The following is an 18,819-nucleotide window of genomic DNA, read 5'->3' as shown; positions in this document are numbered from 1 at the left end:
GAATCAATGATGACCCAATTTGCCATTGCCTTCCCGGGACAGGGCTCCCAAACCGTCGGCATGCTGGCCGAGCTGGCCGAACAACATGCCGTGATCAAGGAGACCTTCGCCGAGGCGAGCCAGGTGCTGGGTTATGACCTGTTTGCCCTGGTGATGGATGGCCCGGCCGACGATCTGAACAAGACCTGGCGTACCCAGCCTGCTTTGCTGACAGCTTCTGTCGCGCTGTGGCGCCTGTGGCAACAGCAGGGTGGGGCAACCCCCGCCGTGATGGCTGGCCACAGCCTGGGTGAGTACTCCGCCCTGGTGTGCAGCGGTGCACTGGCCTTTACCGATGCGGTCAAACTGGTCGAGCTGCGTGGTCTGGCCATGCAGGAAGCCGTACCGGAAGGCACCGGTGCCATGGCCGCCATCATCGGGCTGGACAATGACGCCATCGCCGCCAACTGCGAAAAAGCGGCGCAAGGACAAGTGGTCTCCCCGGTCAACTTCAACTCTCCGGGCCAGGTGGTCATCGCCGGTCACAAAGAGGCCGTCGAGCGTGCCAACGTGCTGATGAAAGAGTCCGGCGCCAAGCGTGCACTGCCGCTGCCGGTCTCCGTGCCTTCTCACTGCGCCCTGATGAAACCTGCCGCAGAAAAATTGGCAGCTGCGCTGGACGGGATCGAGATCAAGGTTCCTGCCATCGCTGTCATCAATAATGTCGACGTATCCTGTGAACAGGATCCGGCCGCCATCAAACAGGCTCTGGTGCGTCAGCTGTTCAGCCCGGTTCGTTGGACCGAGACTGTCGAGCGGATGGCCAATGAGGGGGTTACCCTCGAGATCGAGATGGGACCGGGCAAGGTATTGACCGGGCTCGCCAAGCGCATCGACAAGCGCGTGGAAGGTATTCATGCCAACGATGCAGCCTCTTTCGAGCAGGCGCTGGCCCAGATCAAGTAAACAGGAGCAAGTAATGAGCTTTACCGATAAGGTTGTGTTGGTGACCGGTGCCAGCCGTGGCATCGGCCGTGCAATTGCCGAAACTTTTGCGGCCCGTGGCGCCAAGGTAGTCGGCACGGCGACCAGCGAGAGCGGCGCCGAGGCGATCAGCGCCTATCTGGGTGAACAGGGTTGCGGCATGGCACTGAACGTGACCAGCCAGGAATCCATCGAAGCCGTCTTCGCCGCCATCAAGGCGCGTTTTGGCGACATCGACATCCTGATCAACAACGCCGGCATCACCCGTGACAACCTGCTGATGCGGATGAAGGACGATGAGTGGAACGAGATCATCGACACCAACCTCACTTCCCTGTATCGACTGAGCAAACCGGTGCTGCGCGCCATGATGAAGAAGCGCAATGGCCGCATCATCAGCATCGGCTCCGTGGTGGGCACCATGGGCAATGCCGGTCAGGTCAACTATGCTGCTGCCAAGGCGGGGCTGGTTGGATTTACCAAGTCGCTGGCCCGTGAAGTGGCCTCCCGCGGCATTACCGTGAACGCGGTTGCCCCCGGTTTCATCGAGACCGATATGACCAAGGCGCTCAATGAAGAGCAGCGTGCCGGCATCATGAGTCAGGTGCCTGCCGCTCGTCTGGGCGATCCAAAAGAAATTGCCGCTGCTGTGGTATTCTTGGCATCGGATGATGCCGCCTACATCACTGGCGAAACCCTGCATGTTAATGGCGGGATGTACATGGTGTAATCAATTTGTCGTGAGATCTGTTCAAATTTGCGATAGTACGCCGAAGTTTGGCGAATTTCGTGGTTTGACCAGCGGCAAGCCACTTGCAAACTCACGTCAATTGAATAAACTACCCCAACCAGACGCAATAGCGTATTTTTAAAGGAAAATTCAGGTCATGAGCAACATCGAAGAACGCGTAAAGAAAATCATCATCGAACAACTGGGTGTTAAAGAAGAAGACGTTAAGAACGCTGCCTCCTTCGTCGACGACCTGGGCGCTGACTCTTTGGATACCGTTGAACTGGTAATGGCGCTGGAAGAAGAATTCGATACCGAAATTCCTGATGAAGAAGCCGAGAAGATCACCACTGTTCAAGCGGCTATCGACTACATCACCGCTAATCAGGAATAAGTTCCTGTTCTGAAAGAAGCGGCCCAAGGGCCGCTTCTTTTATGTTTACCCCTTTTCAAAACACCTCTCGGAGACTACCTCAGTGTCAAAACGCAGAGTCGTGGTGACCGGCTTGGGGATGCTTTCCCCGGTAGGCAACACTGCCGAATCCAGCTGGCAAGCCCTGCTCAACGGGCAGAGCGGCATTTCTCCCATCGAACACTTTGATGCCAGCGAGTTTGCGACCCGTTTCGCAGGCCAGGTCAAGGATTTCGATCCCGAGCAGTACGGTATCAACCGCAAAGAAGCTCGCAAGATGGACCTCTTCATCCAGTACGGTATCGCCGCAGGCATACAGGCGCTGGATGATGCCGGTCTCGTCATCAACGAGGCAAATGCCGAGCGCGTCGGTGTGGCGATCGGTTCCGGTATCGGCGGCCTGGGTCTGATTGAACAGAACCACAGCAGCCTGGTCAACGGCGGCCCCCGCAAGCTGAGCCCCTTCTTCGTGCCGTCCACCATCATCAATATGGTGTCCGGTCATCTCTCCATCATGAAGGGTCTGCAAGGGCCGAACATCGCCGTGACCACCGCCTGTACCACAGGTACCCATGCCATCGGCATGGCCGGCCGGATGATCGCCTACGGTGATGCGGACGTGATGGTGGCCGGCGGCGCCGAGAAAGCCTCCACCCCGATGGGGATGGGTGGTTTTGCGGCGGCCAAGGCGCTCTCCAACCGCAACGACGAGCCCACCAAGGCCAGCCGTCCGTGGGATAAAGATCGCGACGGTTTCGTGCTGGGTGATGGCGCCGGGGTGCTGGTGCTGGAAGAGTACGAACATGCCAAGGCCCGCGGTGCCAAGATCTACGCCGAGCTGGTCGGTTTTGGCATGAGTGGCGATGCCTACCACATGACGGCGCCTCCCGCTGACGGCAACGGTGGCGCCCGCGCCATGCAAAATGCCATCAAGGATGCCGGCATCGCTCCCGAGCAGGTGGGTTACATCAACGCCCACGGCACGTCCACCCCCCTGGGTGACGTGGCCGAACTGCGCGGCATGAAAGCGGTGTTTGGCGAGCATGCCAAATCCCTGATGATCAGCTCCACCAAGTCGATGACCGGTCACCTGCTGGGTGCCGCCGGCGCCATCGAGGCGATCATCACGGTACTGGCGCTGCGCGATCAGATGGCGCCGCCCACCATCAACCTGGACAACCCGGATGATGAGTGCGATCTGGACCTGGTGCCTCATGTTGCCAAGGCTGGCGACTTCGAATATGCCCTCTCCAATTCCTTCGGTTTTGGTGGCACCAATGGCTCACTGATCTTCAAACGCGTATAATTCGCCCTGGGCGGATAGTATGGGCCCGATACGACAGTATCGGGCCTTTTTTATCGGAGGGATCCTTTTGCTGATCAATGGAATACCGACAGACAGCGTTTCCGCCATGGATCGTGGCCTGGCTTATGGCGATGGCCATTTCACCACCTTGCTGGTCAAGGATGGTCGCCCCGTCTGGTGGCCGGCTCATCTGGCACGGCTGCAGCAAGCGAGCGCCAGACTCGGCCTTGCCGAGCTGGACTGGCAACAGCTTGGCGACGAGGTCGCCGGGATGGCTCGCGACCAGACGCTGGCGGTGATCAAGGTGATGCTGACCCGAGGCAGTGGTGGCCGGGGGTATGATGGCACTGCCTGCCATGCGCCGACCCGGATCCTGTCGCTGGCCGCTTACCCGGCTCACTATCCGGCGTGGCAGCAAACCGGTATTCCACTGCTGGTGTGCCAGCAACGACTGGGCGATGCCCCCATGCTGGCGGGCCTCAAGACCCTCAACCGGCTGGAGCAGGTGCTGCTGAAAAGCGAACTTGCGGCGCGTTCGGGAGTCGAAGGTATAGTCTTGAACAGCAGGGGATTTCTGGTAGAAGGGGTCAGTGCCAATCTGTTTTGGCGCCGTGGCAGAACGGTGTTTACGCCGGATCTTGCCCACTGCGGCATAGACGGCATCATGCGGCGCCATGTGATGGCGATGCTAAAACAGATGAGCATTGAACTGCGTGTCGTGGAGGCTCCGCTGGAGTCACTGTGGCAGGCTGAAGAGGTATGGTTGAGCAATACCCTGATGGGCATAGTGCCGGTGACCGGCATCGGGGAGACCCAATATGCCAGTCCGGTATTGATCCGCCGCTTACAGGAGCGTTTGGTCATTGAAGTTTAATCGGCTTTACACCCTGCTCGCGGGCGCGGCGCTGACAGTCGCCGTGGTCGGGGGCTATGTACATTACAAATGGCAGCAGGTGGAGACGCTCACCAACAAGGGGCCGACCCGCCTCTTTACCGTCGAGAAGGGGGCCCATGCGGCGCGCCTGATCGCCGAACTGGGGGAGGGGGAAACCAGCCCCTGGGCGGTGCGGCTCTGGCTGCGCGGTCACCCCGAGCTGGTTGCCATCAAATCCGGCACCTATGAAATCAAGGAAGGGGCTCCGCTCAAGGAGACCCTCTCCCTGTTCGCCTCCGGCAAGGAGTTTCACTTCAGCCTGACCTTCGTCGAAGGATCCCGTTTCGAGGATTGGCTGAAGCAGCTGGCTAGCGCCCCTTATCTGGAGCGCTTGACGGTGGAGCAGAGCGAGGCGGATCTGGCTCAGGAGCTTGGCATCGACAACGGCAAGCTGGAGGGGTGGTTCCTGCCGGAAACTTACGCCTATACCACCCATGCCAGCGATATTTCCATCCTGCGCCGCGCCTATCAGGACATGCGGGCCTTCCTGCAGCAGAGCTGGGACAAGCGCCAGGCCAATCTGCCTTACAAGACCCCTTACGAGGCGCTGATCATGGCCTCGATCATCGAGAAAGAGACCGGTCAGCCGGAAGAGCGGGCCCAGATTGCTTCGGTGTTCGTCAATCGCCTGCGCCTTGGCATGAAGCTGCAGACCGATCCCACCGTCATCTACGGGGTGAAGGACAGGTATGACGGCAACATTCGCCGCAGCGACCTGACCGATGTGAACCCCTACAACACCTATGTGATCGACGGCTTGCCGCCCACGCCCATCGCCATGCCGGGCAAGGCTTCCATCGAGGCGGCGCTCAACCCCAAATCGACCGACTACCTCTATTTTGTCGCCAAAGGGGGCGGTGCCCACTACTTCTCCAAGACCCTCGATGAACACAATCGGGCGGTCCGCGAATACATATTGAAGAAACCCTAATGTCTAAATTTATCGTGATTGAAGGACTGGAAGGAGCAGGGAAGAGCTCCGCGGTGCGTTATGTGACCGACTATCTGCATGGCCACGGCGTGGCACGGATCGAGTGTACCCGTGAGCCGGGCGGTACCCCGCTGGCCGAGCGGATGCGAGCCATCGTCAAGGAGGTGCACGATGAGCGCCTCACCATCGAAGCCGAACTGTTGCTGATGTACGCCTCACGGGTACAGCTGGTCGAGATCCGCATCAAGCCGGCCCTGGCCGACGGCATCTGGGTGGTGGGCGATCGCCACGATCTCTCGTCCCAGGCCTATCAGGGCGGTGGCCGCGGCATCGATGCCAACCTCATCGGCGCCATCAAACGGGCCGTACTCGGCGACTTCAAACCGGATCTGACGCTCTATCTCGACATCGATCCCGCCATCGGCCTGCAGCGGGCCCGCCACCGCGGTGAGCTGGACCGGATCGAGCTCGAGCAGCTCAGCTTCTTCGAACGCACCCGCCAGCGCTATCTGGAATTGGCCGCCGCCGATGAGTCAATCAAGGTGATCGATGCCGGCCAAGCGCCGGAGCAGGTCAAGGCAGCCATCGAGACTGCATTGGCCCACTATCTGAAAGATGAGCCCTCATGTATCCCTGGTTGATCCCGGACTGGCATGCCTTGAGTCAGACCGCCGCGGCCGGTCGACTCGGTCACGCCTGGTTGCTGCTCGGCGATCCCGGTCTTGGCAAGGAGCAGCTTGCGGAACAATTGGCGCGCTTGCACCTCTGTCATCGGCCCGATCGGGGTGAGCCCTGTGGGCAATGTCACTCCTGCCAGCTGTTTGAGAAGGGCCATCATCCGGATCTGGGCACCCTGACGACGGAGAGCAAGACCATCGGGGTCGAGGCCATCCGCGAGATCTGTTCACGCCTGCAGAATTCGGCCCAGCTTGGCCGCGGCAAGGTGGTGATCATCCCGGATGCGGAGCGCATGACGGAGTCTGCCGCCAACGCCCTGCTCAAAACCCTGGAAGAACCGGCTGGCGACAGCTTGCTGCTGCTGATCGCCTCTCAGGTTTCCCGTCTGCTGCCGACCATTCTCAGTCGCTGTCACAAACATGTCTGCCAGTTGCCTGCCGAAGGTGAGACGGTGCGCTGGTTGGCCGAGCAGGGTCATCAGGCCACGCTGGCCCAGGTACGGATCTGCCAGGGGGCGCCGCTGCGGGTGCTGCGCTATATCGAAGAGCAGCAAGACAGTGCCCGCCGAGATCTGCTGGAGAGTTTTCTCGCGCTGGCACAGACGCCGACTCGGGCCAACCACGTGTGTGGTCTGCTGGCGACCGATACCCAGGTCAGGCTGCACTGGCTGCAGCTGTTCTTGTGCGATGCCCTCAAGACGCAGGCCGGTTGCGGCCATCATCAGCTGGCGATGCCGGATCTGACGGTACTCAGTCAGCAACTGGCCGAGCTGCATTCCAGCGAGAAGCTGCTGGAGGCAGAGCAACAGCTGGTCGAGCTGAAGATAGCCTGCCAGCCGGGACAGCTCTCCAATCCCACCATCCATCTGATGAACTGGCTGACTCGCTGGTTATAGATCTCGCTACAAAGGTTTTATATGTTACTCGTTGATTCCCATTGTCATCTCGATCGCCTGAGCTATGGCAGCAAGCAGACCAATATGGCCGATGTGCTGGCCAAGGCCGCCGAGCAGGACGTGGGATATTTTCTGTGCGTGAGTGTCACCCAGGCACAGTTCCCGACCATGCTGGAAGCGATCGCCCCTTATCCTCAAGTGTTTGCCTCCTGTGGCGTGCACCCTCTCAATCAGGAGCCTGGCGTCGATGCCGCCTTGTTGCTGACCCAGGCGGCAGATGAAAGGGTGGTGGCCATCGGCGAGACCGGGCTCGACTACTTCTATTCGCCGGAGAACAAGGAAGTACAGCAGGCCTCGTTCCGCGAGCATATCCGGGTGGCCCGCGCCCTGAACAAACCCCTCATCATCCATACCCGCGATGCCCAGCAGGATACCCTGCAGATCATGCGCGAAGAGGGGGCCGAGCAGGTCGGCGGGGTGTTGCACTGCTTCACCGAATCGCTCGAGATGGCCGAGGCGGCCATGGCGATGGGTTTTTATATCTCCATCTCCGGCATAGCTACTTTCAAAAATGCGGCTGCTCTGCAGGCGGTGGTCAAGGCGCTGCCGCTGGAGCGGTTGCTGGTTGAAACCGACTCACCTTATCTGGCGCCGGTTCCGCACCGGGGCAGGGAGAACGAGCCGGCCTTTGTGCGCGACGTGGCCCAGTTCATCGCGGATCTGCGGCAAATACCGCTGGCCGAATTGGCGCAAGCGACCAGTCACAACTTCTTTGAGTTGTTCAAGTTGGCAAAGCGATAACAAACAACGCCCCGCATAGCGGGGCGTTTTACTATGACAATCAGCACTATCATGACCCATCCAAAAACGATCACGGTAGGTCGTTATCTCTCACTTGATGTGGTGGATGCTGATGAGATCAAATCCCTAACCCTGATAAAACGGAGCAGGGATGAAAGGAGCTTGAGGAATAAATGAGGAGGGTAAAATGGGTTAAAAGGACCCTACATAAGTATCGATAATATTCATTATCGATACTTGATAGATCTGCAAGATCCTGTAAGATCCAACGAAACTCCGCATTAAATCATAGAGTTAAGTGAACTACCCACACATCCAGGCCCAAACTCAACAGGCTTTGCAGAGTGTCTTCGATCCTCAGTTGAACAGCCGGGCCAGACGCTTCTTGCGCAGCGCCAAAGCCGATTCCACCCTCAATGCCTATCAGGCCGATACCCGCATCTTCGTGTTCTGGTGTCAGCTGCATGGGCTCGATCCACTGCAGACTACCCATCATGACATCATGAACTTCCTGGCAGATCAGGCCGACGGCATCCTGGCTGACTGGGTCTGGCTGGACAAAGAAGAGGGGAAGGGGGAGCTGCGCAACGGTGAGCCCCGCAAGCCGGCCACCCTGGTAAGACGTCTCGCCGGCATTCGTTATGCTTTCAAGCAGAAGGGGATCCACCCCATGCCGACCGAGCACGCGGAGATAAAGGAGATGATGCGGGGTATAGTGCGGCTCGGTGACAACCGCAAACGCAAAACGGGGGCGCTGACCCTGAAACCGCTGGCCTGTGTGCTCGACGAAATCGACACCGGCAATCTGGCGGGACTACGGGATTACACCCTGTTGCTGCTGATGTTCAGCGGCGCCTTGCGACGCTCGGAGGCCGCAAGAATTGAGGTGGATGATCTCGATTTTGTGGGGCAGGGGATCCGTCTTCGGCTCAAGCCCAGCAAGCATCAGCTGCATGAAACGGAGATCGCCCTGGTACCCGGCAAACAATATTGTCCGGTATCGGCACTGGCGCGCTGGCTCAAACAGAGCAGGATCAGCGAGGGCGCCCTGTTTCGCCGCATGAATCGCTGGGGTCAGCTCATGCAGGAACCGCTCGGTCCACAGGGTATCAACCTGATGATCAAGCGGCGTACCGGTCAGGCCATCGACGATCTCCAGGTCAGCGGCCACAGTCTGCGGCGCGGCTTCATCACCTCGGCGGTCACTGCCGGCAAACCGATGAACAAAATCATCGAAGTCACCCGCCACAAGGACATCCGTACCTTGCAGGAGTATTTCGACGATGCCCACAAGTTCTCGGATCACGCCCTGGATGGCTTGCTGTAATATAACCGCGTCACTCATATTTTTATGTTAAATGATATCTTCTTGATCCAATGATATATTTGCAGCGCACTGAACTCACCCCATCAAGAGGGGGAGAGTCAGGCTCCTCACGTTCGTCAGCGAATGGTGAAGAATCGATGAGAGATAACAGGCGATAAAAATCAAAGTTGCAAGGTGATATGAGCCAGGAAATGAAAGTGAGCAGTGCGCAAGACAACGCCGAGCGGCAGCGCCAGCACGTGAAACGCAAGCAGGAAACTCACAGCCGATTGCAATGCTGGATCAGCAATCGCCACGCCGAACGGTTGGCCATGCTGGGGTTGCAACTCGAAGACAGCCAGGCTTCTCTCATCGAGCAGGCCATCGATCTGCTTTATCAACATGAGCTGCAACAGAAACAAACCGCGCCGCATGTCGAAGTGCCAGAGCCGGCAGACATGCTCGAGTAAACGTACCGGCGGCATGATGCTTCATTGCGACATGCGAACGGCGAGCATAAAAAAAGCCAGGTACGAATTCCTTGTACCTGGCATAGGGGAATTGGCTCCTTGCAGAGCCGTGCGCTAACTGGTGTTCGGATAGCCTTAAGCTTAGACAAGGCTCAAGGCTTTTCAAGATCCACGTAAAAGTTCAACCGGAGTGTGGGTTTTCCCTGCTCCGACGACACTCGTTACACGAACAGATTGTTGTCGCGCACCAGCTCGCGGGGCAGGGCATTCTTGACCCGGCTGCCCACCCATTTCCCCATGCCCAGGGTATGACCCTGATAACGGACGATCACCTCGCCAGTGCCGGCGGCTTGCTCCGGCCACACATCCCGCCCCATCATGAACTCCCGCGCATCAGCAATGCCGAGCTCCACGAATCCCTTGCTCGCACCGTCACCATAGGCCAGCGCCCACTCATGGGTCAGTCGATAACCCTTCTTGAAGGTCTCCGCCAGTTTCAGCCCGATGCGATCGAAGCGCAGCTTGCCCTGTACCTGTTCGAACAGCCGGGGGAAGAGCCAGATCTCCTCGCTGCGGCCAAACAGATTTCCCTGCGGCACGACCCCGAAGGCGGCTTCAATCTCGCGCAGCATGGGCTCGGACTCTTTGGCCGGCAGCGGCGAGAAGGGGAATTTGCCGAGCTTGCCCGGTTTGAACATGGTGTTGGGTACGGAGTGGTGCTTGCGCAATCTGGCAACGAAAAAGCCTTCACTGTCGAAGATCTGGGGCCAAACGTGCAGGTATCCTTCCGGTGTGCAGGCCTGCTCTGCAGCGGGGAAGAGATCGGCCAGCGAGTCAAAGCTGAACGCATCGCCAAACTTGTCCAGCAGTGACTGACAAACAGCCTGGTTCTCCTGCAGGCTCAAGGTACAGGTGGAGTAGACCAGCACGCCGCCCGGTTTGAGGGCATGAAAGGCACTCTCCAGCAACCCCTGCTGCACCGCGGCAATCTCGTCGATGCTCTCGATGCTCCAGTTGCGCAAGGCGTCTTCATCCTTGCGCACCGAGCCCTCGCCAGAGCAAGGGGCGTCGAGCAGGATGGCATCGAAGGTCTCCGGCAACCACTGGCCGAAGACCTTGGCATCAAAATGGGTCATCCCTACGTTGGTCACGCCGCAGCGCTGCAGATTGGCACTGAGCACCTTGAGCCGGCTGCTGGAGTACTCGTTGGCAACCAGCATGCCCTGGTTGTTCATCAGGGCCGCGATCTGGGTGGTCTTGGAGCCGGGGGCCGCCGCCGCGTCCAGCAACATGCCGTCGCGCCGGGTCTGCTCACTGGCAAACAGGGCGGTGACCGGCAGCATGGAGCTCGCCTCCTGAATGTAGAAGAGGCCGCTCAAATGCTCGGCGGTGTTGCCAAGGGGCACGCTCTCGTCTTCGCGGCTGAGCCAGAAGCCGGTGTCGCACCAGGGCACGGGATCGAGCTGCCAACCGAGCGGTTGCATCCGCGCTACAAATGCCGCCACCGATATCTTCAGGGTGTTGACCCGGATGCTGCGTCGCAGCGGTCGTCGACAACTGGCCACGAACTCATCCATGGAGAGGTGCGCCGGCATGATGGCCGCAATATGGCGCAAGAAGTGATCGGGAAGATAGGTGTTGTCGTGCACGGTGCAGTCTCGTTGACCGAAAAAGAGGGGCGACATCTTATCACAAGGGTAGGAATATTCTGAAAGCGCGGCGGGTAAAAACAAGCCCGGCACAGTGCCGGGCTTGAGTGAGCGTGGGTGAGGGGAGAGATCAGGGCTGGATGCGAGGGCTCCACTCCTGCCACTCTTTTTCCGCCTTGGCATGCAGCGGGTAACTGTGGCCGGCCTTGATGGTCGGCCCCATCTCTTTCTCCGGGGTGTTGAAGGCGATACCGCCGGCGAGCAGGCTCTGCACCGTCTCCACCTCGATGGTGCCACCGGTCAGGCCGATATCTGCCTTGACCCCGGAGACATTCCAGAAGCGGGAGTTGGCCCGCACCAGATGGGCGTACTCCTGCTCCACGTTGACGTCGATCAGCACCTCGCTGCCATCGCGGGCCAGCGCCACCTTGGTCACGCTGCCCACCACCATCTTGCGAAACAGCAATGGGCTCCCGACGCTCAAGCCGTTGACCGACGCGCTCTTGAGGGTGAGCGCCAGGCCGGTCGGGCCGCTTTGGCTGAGGGGGAAGCGCTCCTTGCCCGCGCCTTGACCGGGCTGCGCCTCCACAAAGGCGCCCTTGATCAGGGTATCGAGATGAGCCACGCCGCCCAGCCCCAGCTTGGCCTGAACCAGAGTGAAGCGGGCACCAGACTGCAGGAAGCGCGCGGCATACTGGCCATCCAGCTCGGCCTTGAAGATCACCTGTCCCAAGGTCGGCTCCAGCTCAATCTGTTCAATCTTGCCGATGTCGACCCCGCGGTAGCGGATCGGGCTGCCGACCCCGAGTCCCGGGTTGCTGTCAGCCACCAGGGAGAGGGTCCGTACCTTGGCCTTGGCCTGCTCCTTGCTGTCAAACAGCTGGTGACTGCTGCGACCCGTGCCGAGCCGATCGAATTCGATGGCGCCGCGCAGCAGGGTGGCGAGGTTCCCCACCTTGACCTGCACGCCATCCACCCGCACCCGGGTATCCAGCGCCGGCTTTTTCCAGAATTGCGGCTGCTGCTCCAGCAGGGGGGCATAGACACCGGCGATCTCGAGTTCGATCTCCACCCCCTCCTTGGCGGCGCGCAGCGCGTTGACCTTGCCGGCCTCGAGCCCCAAATAGAGCACGGGGGAGCCGATGCCGATGCCGTCAGCCTGTTCCGCCTTCAACACCCAGCGCCGGGGCTTGGCATCCCGGGTGCCGAGCAGGGCCAGCTCCTGGCTGGGATAGAGCCGGTTGACCCGCTCGCCGACAGGGGCCTGCACCAGCTTGATGCCACCACCAATCCAGGCGCTGGCCGGACTGGTTTCCACCTTGATGCCGCTCAGATCGGCATCGATCTGCAGCGGCGCAGCCCGATAGAAACGGGCCCGGTTGAGCAGATGCTGATACTGGCTCTGCACGACCAGGGCTACGCTGGCGTTGCCGCCGCCATCCAGGGTGAGCTGGCTGATCTGACCCACCTGCAACCCCTTGTACCAGAGCGGCGCCCCCTCGTTGAGGCCGGCCAGATCGTCGGCCTGCAGCACCAGCTTGATGCCACCCGGTTGTTCTTTGCTGCTCAGGGTCATGGCCTTCACCCGCTCGCCCGCCACATAATCGAGACGAATGGCCGGGCCCGCCAGCAGGCGATCCGCATGCTTGATGCCGCCGGCGCCGAGGGAGACGCTCTCCCACACCAGACGGCTGTTGCCGGTGATCCGAAACGCCTGCTCCGGGTTGATCAGCGCGGTCACCCCCCGGCCCTTGTCGGTCAGGCGAATGGGGTCGATGCGGCCGATCTCGATGCCTTCGAACAGGATGGGCATCCCCTCCTTGATGGGCAGATCCTCCGCCAAAATGTCGATCCGCTCACCGCGGGCCGCCTCGGCCAAGCCTTTGTAGAGGGTAAAGACCTGGCCTTTCTCCGGCTCCGGAGAGTCCTTGGGAGAGTCGAAAGCGATGCCGCCGCTCAGAATGGAGGTAAGACTGCCGGCCTCCACATTGACCCCGGCCAGGCTGAAGGAGCCCTTGATGCCGCTGATGTTCCAGAAGCGGGTGTCGGCCTTGATGAGGTGCTCAAAACGCGGCTCGATCACCAGATCCAGGATCACGTTCTGGTTCTCTTCGCCAAGGCGGGTGTTGATGACGCTGCCCACCTCGATGCCGCGAAAATAGAGTTTGGCGCCGATGCCGACCGAACCGAGCGAATCGGCAGTCAGGTGCAGCATCCGCCCCTGGGCCTGATAACCGGGGGGAGGGCCGTCCAGCGCGTCGAACTCCTCCTGCAGCGGGTTGTTGTCCCGCCCGGGCTGCAGGTTGATGTAGTTGCCGGAGACCAGGGTATCGAGACCGGAGATCTCGGTGAGCGATGCCTTGGGGCTCACCAGCCAGAAGTCCGAGCCTTTGCGGATGAGCGGGCGGGCCCGGCTGTCAATCTTGGCCAGCACGGCTATCTTGCGGCCATCCTCGGCCAGCTCCAGCTCCTGCACCACCCCGATGGCGACCCCCTGATAGCGCACCTGGGTCTTGCCCGGCAGGATACCGTTGCCTTGGGCGAAGTTGATGCGGATCAGCTGGCCACTGCTGGCAAACTGCTGGTAGATGAAGCCCCCCGCCAGCAACAGGGCGATAAAGGGCAGCAACCAGACGGGTGACAACCAGCGACGCTTCTCAATGACGGGTTCAGCCCCGATCATACCGACTCCTTAATTGGCTGAGATAAACAGCAGTTCAGATAAAGACAAACAATTTCAGGCATATGTGATGGCCGACCCTAACGGGCCGCCTTGTCCCACAGCAGGCGCGTATCCAGCATGCGGGCCGACATCATGGTCAGCACCACCACGCCGGCAAAGGCGGTGGCGCCGGGGCCAGCCCGCACGTTGAGCAGCACGCCGCGATCCACCAGGGCCACCATCAGCGAGATGACGAACAAGTCCAGCATGGACCAGCGGCCGATGAAATCGATGATGCGATACATGATGAGCTGGCGTTTGCGGCGCACCGGCTTGCTTCGCTGCAGCTGCCAGCAGATCCAGCCCAGCCCCAGGATCTTGCCCACCGGCACTATGATGCTGGCGGTGAGGACGATGGTGGCGATGCCCGACATCTTGCTGCGATAGAGCATCATGATACCGCTGAAGATGGTGTCGGACTGCAACAATCCCTTGTTGTAGAAATGGGTGATGGGCAGCAGGTTGGCGGGCAACAGCATGAAGCTGGCCAGCGCCAGCAACCCCCAGGACCAAGCCAGGGAGTGGGGAATGCGCACCTGCAACCGACTGTGGCAGCGAGGGCAGACGCTGCCCGCCTGATAGCGCACCAGCAGGCCGCAGGTGTGGCAGCGGCAGAGCCCCAGTTCACGGGCGCTGGTCTGGAACATGGTCCGGCTCCTCCAGCGGTACTCGCTCCCAGTAGGGGGCCGGGTCAAACAGGATCAGCAGGGTCAGGTTGAGCAGCATCAGGATCCCCAGGCTCAACAGACCGCCGCCGAGGCGCACGTCGGCGATGTCGATCAGCTTGAACAGGGCGACCAGCAGGCTGACGATGTAGACCTCCAGCATGGCCCAGTGACGAAATACCTCCACCGCCTTCAGGGTCGGCGCCAGTATGTGCCAGCGTTTGGCGAGGCCCGAGGCCAGCGCAAAGATCCCGAGCAGCAAGCCCACCGGCGCCAGCACGGCGCACCAGAACACCAGCCCCGCCACCCAGATCTCGTGCTCGAGCAGCAGCACCATGATGCCCTTGAGCAGATTGGCGTCCGAGTTGACGCCGGCCAGGCGCAGGTAGATCAGCGGTTCGAAGAAGGCGGACGGGAGCAACAGGAAGCCGGTGATGGTCAACGCCATCAATTGGGAGGGGCGAAATGCATAGCGCCCGTACAGATGCTGGTGACAGCGGGGGCAGTGGGCGTGGCGCCTCAGCGGCAATAACTTGCGTTCGATCAGCAAGTCGCAAGCCGGGCAAACGATCACGGGATTGAGATCCGACATTACGATTCAACCTGTTGAAGGAATTGGTGAAATTTACCCTAAAACCCGCGTCCTGTCTTGCCTGGCGGGGGCATGCCACGAAAGTATGATTGACGTTAACGTAAACGTGATATTAGATAGTCTCACCAGACAAGTGAAAGGAGTCATGATGTCCAGCCTTACCCCCTCGGCAGGCCTGCGTTTTCGCACCGCCCTCGCCAACGAACGCCCCCTGCAGATCGTCGGCACCATCAATGCCTACATGGCGCTGATGGCAGAGCGCAGCGGCTTTCAGGCCATTTATCTGTCAGGCGCCGGCGTTGCCAACGCCTCCTATGGCCTGCCGGATCTCGGCATGACCTCCCTCAACGACGTACTGATAGACGCCGAGCGCATCACCGCTGCCACCCGTGTGCCACTGCTGGTCGACATCGACACCGGCTGGGGAGGGGCGTTCAACATCGCCCGCACCGTGCTCGCCTTCGAGCGGGCCGGAGTGGCCGCCGTGCACATGGAAGATCAGGTGGCCCAGAAGCGCTGTGGGCACCGGCCCAACAAGGCGGTGGTCTCGCAGGAGGAGATGTGCGATCGCATCAAGGCGGCGGTGGATGCCCGCGAGAATGGTGAGTTCGTCATCATGGCTCGCACCGACGCGCTGGCAGTGGAGGGGATTGGCCCGGCGCTGGAGCGCGCCGCCGCCTACGTGGCCGCCGGGGCCGACATGATCTTCGCCGAGGCGGTGACCGAGCTCGGTCAGTATGACCTGTTCAAGCAGGCGGCCGGGGTGCCCATTCTCGCCAACATGACCGAATTCGGCAAAACCGAGCTGTTCGACAAGGAGGCGCTCGCCGCCCACGGCGTCGACATGGTGCTCTATCCCTTGAGTGCCAGCCGGGCGGCCAATCAGGCGGCCCTCAACGTCTATCAGCACCTTCGCCAGGATGGCCATCAGCGGGCCGTCGTCGACACCATGCAGACCCGGGAGTCGCTCTACGACTTCCTCGGTTATCACCACTACGAGCAGACGCTGGACCGTCTGTTTACATCCAGGGACTAGGAGGAAAAATGGGACAGCAAAAACCGTTGGGTGGCGCCGGCCTGCGTGGCCAGAGCGCCGGGGAGACCAGCATCTGCACCGTGGGCAAGAGCGGCACCGGGCTTACCTATCGCGGCTATGACATCCAGGAGCTGGCCGATGGCGCCCAGTTCGAAGAGGTCGCCTACCTGCTGCTCAAGGGCGAGCTGCCGGACGAGCAGCAGCTCGAGGATTACAAGCGGACGCTGCTCCGCCTGCGCACCCTGCCTGCCGCCCTGCTGGAGGTGCTCGAGCGCATTCCCGCCGATGCCCACCCCATGGATGTGCTGCGCACCGGCTGCTCCATGCTCGGCGATCTGGAGCCGGAAGATGGCTTCGAGCACGAGCACGAGGTGGCGGATCGGCTGCTGGCCGCCTTCCCGGGCATTCTCCTCTACTGGTACAAATTCAGCCACGACGGAGTACGCATCCCCCTCGACACCGACGAAGAGTGCATCGGCGGTCACTTCCTGGCGCTGCTGCACCAGAAGGCGCCGAGCGAGCTGGAGCGTCGGGTGATGCACGTCTCCCTCATTCTCTACGCCGAGCATGAGTTCAACGCCTCCACCTTCGCGGCGCGGGTCTGCGCCTCGACGCTCTCTGACATGTTCTCCTGTGTCACCGCGGCCATCGGCACCCTGCGCGGCCCGCTGCACGGCGGCGCCAACGAGGCCGCCATGGCGATGATCGAACCCTGGCAGGATGAGGCCCAGGCACGGCGCGAGCTGCTGGCCAAGCTGGCGGCCAAGGAGAAGATCATGGGCTTTGGCCACGCCGTCTATCGCACCTCGGATCCCCGCAACGTCATCATCAAGAACTGGTCGGCCAAGCTGGCCGAGGCAGTGGGCGATGACCGGCTCTACCGCGTCTCCTGCGAGGCGGAAAAGGTGATGTGGGAGGAGAAAGAACTCTTCCCCAACGCCGACTTCTTCCACGCCAGCGCCTATCACTACATGGGGATCCCGACCAAGCTGTTCACCCCCATCTTCGTCTGCTCGCGGGTCACCGGCTGGTGCGCCCACGTGATGGAGCAGCGCGAACACAACCGGATCATCCGTCCGAGCGCCGATTATGTCGGCCCGGCGCCCCGTCATTTCGTCTCGCTGCAGCAGCGATAAACATGGGCGGCCCTGTCACTCCCTTGCCTCACCCGACCCCGGCAGCAGCGGGGTCGATACGCGCAGGCGGGCGGGCAGGGCGCCGTTTCATCACCCTGTTTCATTCACAACAACGATAAGGAAGTCACGATGTCCGCCAACGTCGACGTCAACCACAGACCAGACCCCGATCAGGTGCTGGTCGATATTGCCGATTACGTCTGCCATCACCCCATTACCAGCCAGGCCGCCCTCGATACCGCCCGTTACTGCCTGATGGATACCCTGGGCTGCGGCCTCTTGGCCCTGCGTTTTCCCGAGTGCACCAAGCACCTTGGTCCCATCGTGCCGGGCACCGTCGTGCCCTTCGGCGCCCGGGTACCCGGCACCCAGCTCTGCCTCGACCCGGTCAAGGCGGCCTGGGATATCGGCGCCATCATCCGCTGGCTCGATTACAACGACACCTGGCTGGCCGCCGAGTGGGGTCACCCCTCCGACAACCTGGGTGGCATCCTCGCCACCGCCGACTGGCTCTCCCGTACCCGCGTGGCCGAAGGCAAGGCGCCGCTCACCATGAGCGATGTACTGACGGCCATGGTGAAGGCCCACGAGATTCAGGGGGTGCTGGCGCTCGAAAACTCCTTCAACCGAGTCGGTCTCGATCACGTGGTGCTGGTGAAGGTTGCCAGTACCGCCGTGGTGACCCACATGCTGGGCGGCAGCCGCGATCAGGTGATCGATGCGGTCTCCCAGGCCTGGGTCGATGGCCAGAGCCTGCGTACCTACCGTCATGCGCCCAATGCGGGGTCGCGCAAGAGCTGGGCGGCGGGGGATGCCACCTCCCGGGCGGTGCGCCTCGCCCTTATCACCATGAGCGGCGAGATGGGCTATCCCGGCGTGCTGAGCGCCCCCAAGTGGGGCTTCTACGACGTGCTGTTCAAGGGCAACCAGTTCGCCCTGCACCAGGGGTACGCCAGCTATGTGATGGAGAACGTGCTGTTCAAGATCTCCTATCCCGCCGAGTTCCACGCCCAGACGGCGGTGGAGTGCGCCATGAAGCTGCACGAGCAGGTGAAGGGACGCCTCGACGAGATTGACCGCATCGAGCTCACCACCCATGAGTCGGCCATTCGCATTATCAGCAAGGTCGGCGTCCTCAACAACCCGGCTGATAGGGATCACTGCCTGCAGTACATGGTGGCGGTGCCGCTCATCTTCGGGCGTCTCATCGCCGAGGATTACGAGGACGCCGTGGCTGCCGATCCCCGCATTGATGGGCTGCGAGCCAAGATGGTGGTGCAGGAGGACAAGCGCTACAGCCGCGAATATCTGGAGGCGGACAAGCGCTCGATTGCCAACGCCATCCAGATCTTCTTCAAGGACGGGTCCCACACCGCCAAGGTGGAGGCGGAGTACCCGGTCGGTCATCGCCGCCGCCGCGAAGAGGGGATCCCGCTGCTGGTAGAGAAGTTCCGCCACAACCTGGCCACCCGCTTCCCGGCCAAACGGGCCGAGGCGATCCTGGCCCTCTGCCAGGATGGCAAGCAACTGGCCGCCACCCCGGTGCACGCCTTCATGGACCTGCTGGTGATCTGACCGCTATCTACAGGCAAA

General features: G+C 61.1%; 18 protein-coding genes. 14 read left to right on the top strand and 4 right to left on the bottom strand.

From position 1 onward, the window contains the following. Positions 1-9 precede the first annotated feature (9 nt). The 11 genes from fabD to OKC44_RS09435 all read left to right on the top strand — a co-directional run bounded on the left by fabD (position 10) and on the right by OKC44_RS09435 (position 9,426). Entirely contained in the window at positions 10-945 is a 936-nt protein-coding gene (gene fabD, locus OKC44_RS09485; RefSeq protein WP_024944762.1) for an ACP S-malonyltransferase, read from the top strand. Positions 946-958: 13 nt separating this feature from the next. Then, complete coding sequence (gene fabG / locus OKC44_RS09480; protein WP_005300916.1) at positions 959-1,693, top strand: 3-oxoacyl-ACP reductase FabG; 735 nt, start codon at positions 959-961, stop codon at positions 1,691-1,693. Positions 1,694-1,850: 157 nt separating this feature from the next. After that, a complete protein-coding gene (gene acpP, locus OKC44_RS09475) occupies positions 1,851-2,087 on the top strand; it encodes an acyl carrier protein (RefSeq protein WP_005300909.1) in 237 nt (78 codons plus the stop codon). An 82-nt stretch (positions 2,088-2,169) separates the two neighbouring features. Continuing rightward, complete coding sequence (gene fabF / locus OKC44_RS09470; RefSeq protein ID WP_011706107.1) at positions 2,170-3,411, top strand: beta-ketoacyl-ACP synthase II; 1,242 nt, start codon at positions 2,170-2,172, stop codon at positions 3,409-3,411. A gap of 19 nt (positions 3,412-3,430) precedes the next feature. Then, entirely contained in the window at positions 3,431-4,285 is an 855-nt protein-coding gene (gene pabC, locus OKC44_RS09465) for an aminodeoxychorismate lyase (protein ID WP_270812462.1), read from the top strand. After that, a complete protein-coding gene (mltG, locus tag OKC44_RS09460) occupies positions 4,275-5,276 on the top strand; it encodes an endolytic transglycosylase MltG (RefSeq protein WP_193758683.1) in 1,002 nt (333 codons plus the stop codon). The genes pabC and mltG overlap by 11 nt, the downstream gene beginning before the upstream one ends. Further along, on the top strand, positions 5,276-5,917 hold the full coding sequence (tmk, locus tag OKC44_RS09455; protein ID WP_270812457.1) for a dTMP kinase: 642 nt from the start codon (positions 5,276-5,278) through the stop codon (positions 5,915-5,917). The genes mltG and tmk overlap by 1 nt, the downstream gene beginning before the upstream one ends. Continuing rightward, positions 5,902-6,849: a DNA polymerase III subunit delta' gene (holB, locus tag OKC44_RS09450; protein WP_227291408.1), complete on the top strand. Its 948-nt coding sequence runs from the start codon at positions 5,902-5,904 to the stop codon at positions 6,847-6,849. Before tmk ends, holB begins: the two co-directional genes overlap by 16 nt. A 21-nt stretch (positions 6,850-6,870) precedes the next feature. After that, complete coding sequence (locus OKC44_RS09445; protein ID WP_011706112.1) at positions 6,871-7,650, top strand: TatD family hydrolase; 780 nt, start codon at positions 6,871-6,873, stop codon at positions 7,648-7,650. 385 nt (positions 7,651-8,035) lie between these two features. Then, positions 8,036-8,977 (top strand): site-specific integrase, encoded by a 942-nt coding sequence (locus OKC44_RS09440; RefSeq protein WP_236664183.1) that lies wholly within the window; start codon positions 8,036-8,038, stop codon positions 8,975-8,977. A gap of 179 nt (positions 8,978-9,156) precedes the next feature. Further along, on the top strand, positions 9,157-9,426 hold the full coding sequence (locus tag OKC44_RS09435; protein WP_081086192.1) for a RepB family protein: 270 nt from the start codon (positions 9,157-9,159) through the stop codon (positions 9,424-9,426). 221 nt (positions 9,427-9,647) lie between these two features. On the opposite strand, the gene rsmF is transcribed toward OKC44_RS09435, so the two are convergent. The 4 genes from rsmF to OKC44_RS09415 all read right to left on the bottom strand — a co-directional run bounded on the left by rsmF (position 9,648) and on the right by OKC44_RS09415 (position 15,054). Beyond that, on the bottom strand, positions 9,648-11,075 hold the full coding sequence (gene rsmF, locus OKC44_RS09430; RefSeq protein WP_270812742.1) for a 16S rRNA (cytosine(1407)-C(5))-methyltransferase RsmF: 1,428 nt from the start codon (positions 11,073-11,075) through the stop codon (positions 9,648-9,650). Between the two features lie 130 nt (positions 11,076-11,205). Next, positions 11,206-13,758, bottom strand: coding sequence for an MlaD family protein (locus OKC44_RS09425; RefSeq protein ID WP_270812453.1), 2,553 nt, complete (start codon positions 13,756-13,758; stop codon positions 11,206-11,208). Positions 13,759-13,835: 77 nt separating this feature from the next. Then, positions 13,836-14,444, bottom strand: a complete 609-nt coding sequence (locus OKC44_RS09420; RefSeq protein WP_270812451.1) for a paraquat-inducible protein A — start codon at positions 14,442-14,444, stop codon at positions 13,836-13,838. Next, complete coding sequence (locus tag OKC44_RS09415) at positions 14,422-15,054, bottom strand: paraquat-inducible protein A (protein ID WP_016350706.1); 633 nt, start codon at positions 15,052-15,054, stop codon at positions 14,422-14,424. Before OKC44_RS09415 ends, OKC44_RS09420 begins: the two co-directional genes overlap by 23 nt. A 148-nt stretch (positions 15,055-15,202) precedes the next feature. Between OKC44_RS09415 and prpB the strand changes: the two genes are divergently transcribed. The 3 genes from prpB (at position 15,203) to OKC44_RS09400 (ending at position 18,801) form a co-directional block, all read left to right on the top strand. Beyond that, positions 15,203-16,090, top strand: a complete 888-nt coding sequence (prpB, locus tag OKC44_RS09410; RefSeq protein ID WP_270812448.1) for a methylisocitrate lyase — start codon at positions 15,203-15,205, stop codon at positions 16,088-16,090. 8 nt (positions 16,091-16,098) lie between these two features. Beyond that, a complete protein-coding gene (prpC, locus tag OKC44_RS09405) occupies positions 16,099-17,226 on the top strand; it encodes a bifunctional 2-methylcitrate synthase/citrate synthase (RefSeq protein ID WP_270812446.1) in 1,128 nt (375 codons plus the stop codon). 129 nt (positions 17,227-17,355) lie between these two features. Further along, the gene (locus tag OKC44_RS09400) at positions 17,356-18,801 is read left to right on the top strand and encodes a bifunctional 2-methylcitrate dehydratase/aconitate hydratase (protein WP_270812443.1); all 1,446 of its coding nucleotides are present in this window, start codon (positions 17,356-17,358) and stop codon (positions 18,799-18,801) included. The last annotated feature ends 18 nt before the right edge of the window (positions 18,802-18,819 follow it).

Source organism: Aeromonas sp. S41-2 (assembly GCF_027705845.1).
Lineage (GTDB): Bacteria > Pseudomonadota > Gammaproteobacteria > Enterobacterales > Aeromonadaceae > Aeromonas > Aeromonas hydrophila.
This window is presented reverse-complemented; position numbering and strand designations above follow the sequence as displayed.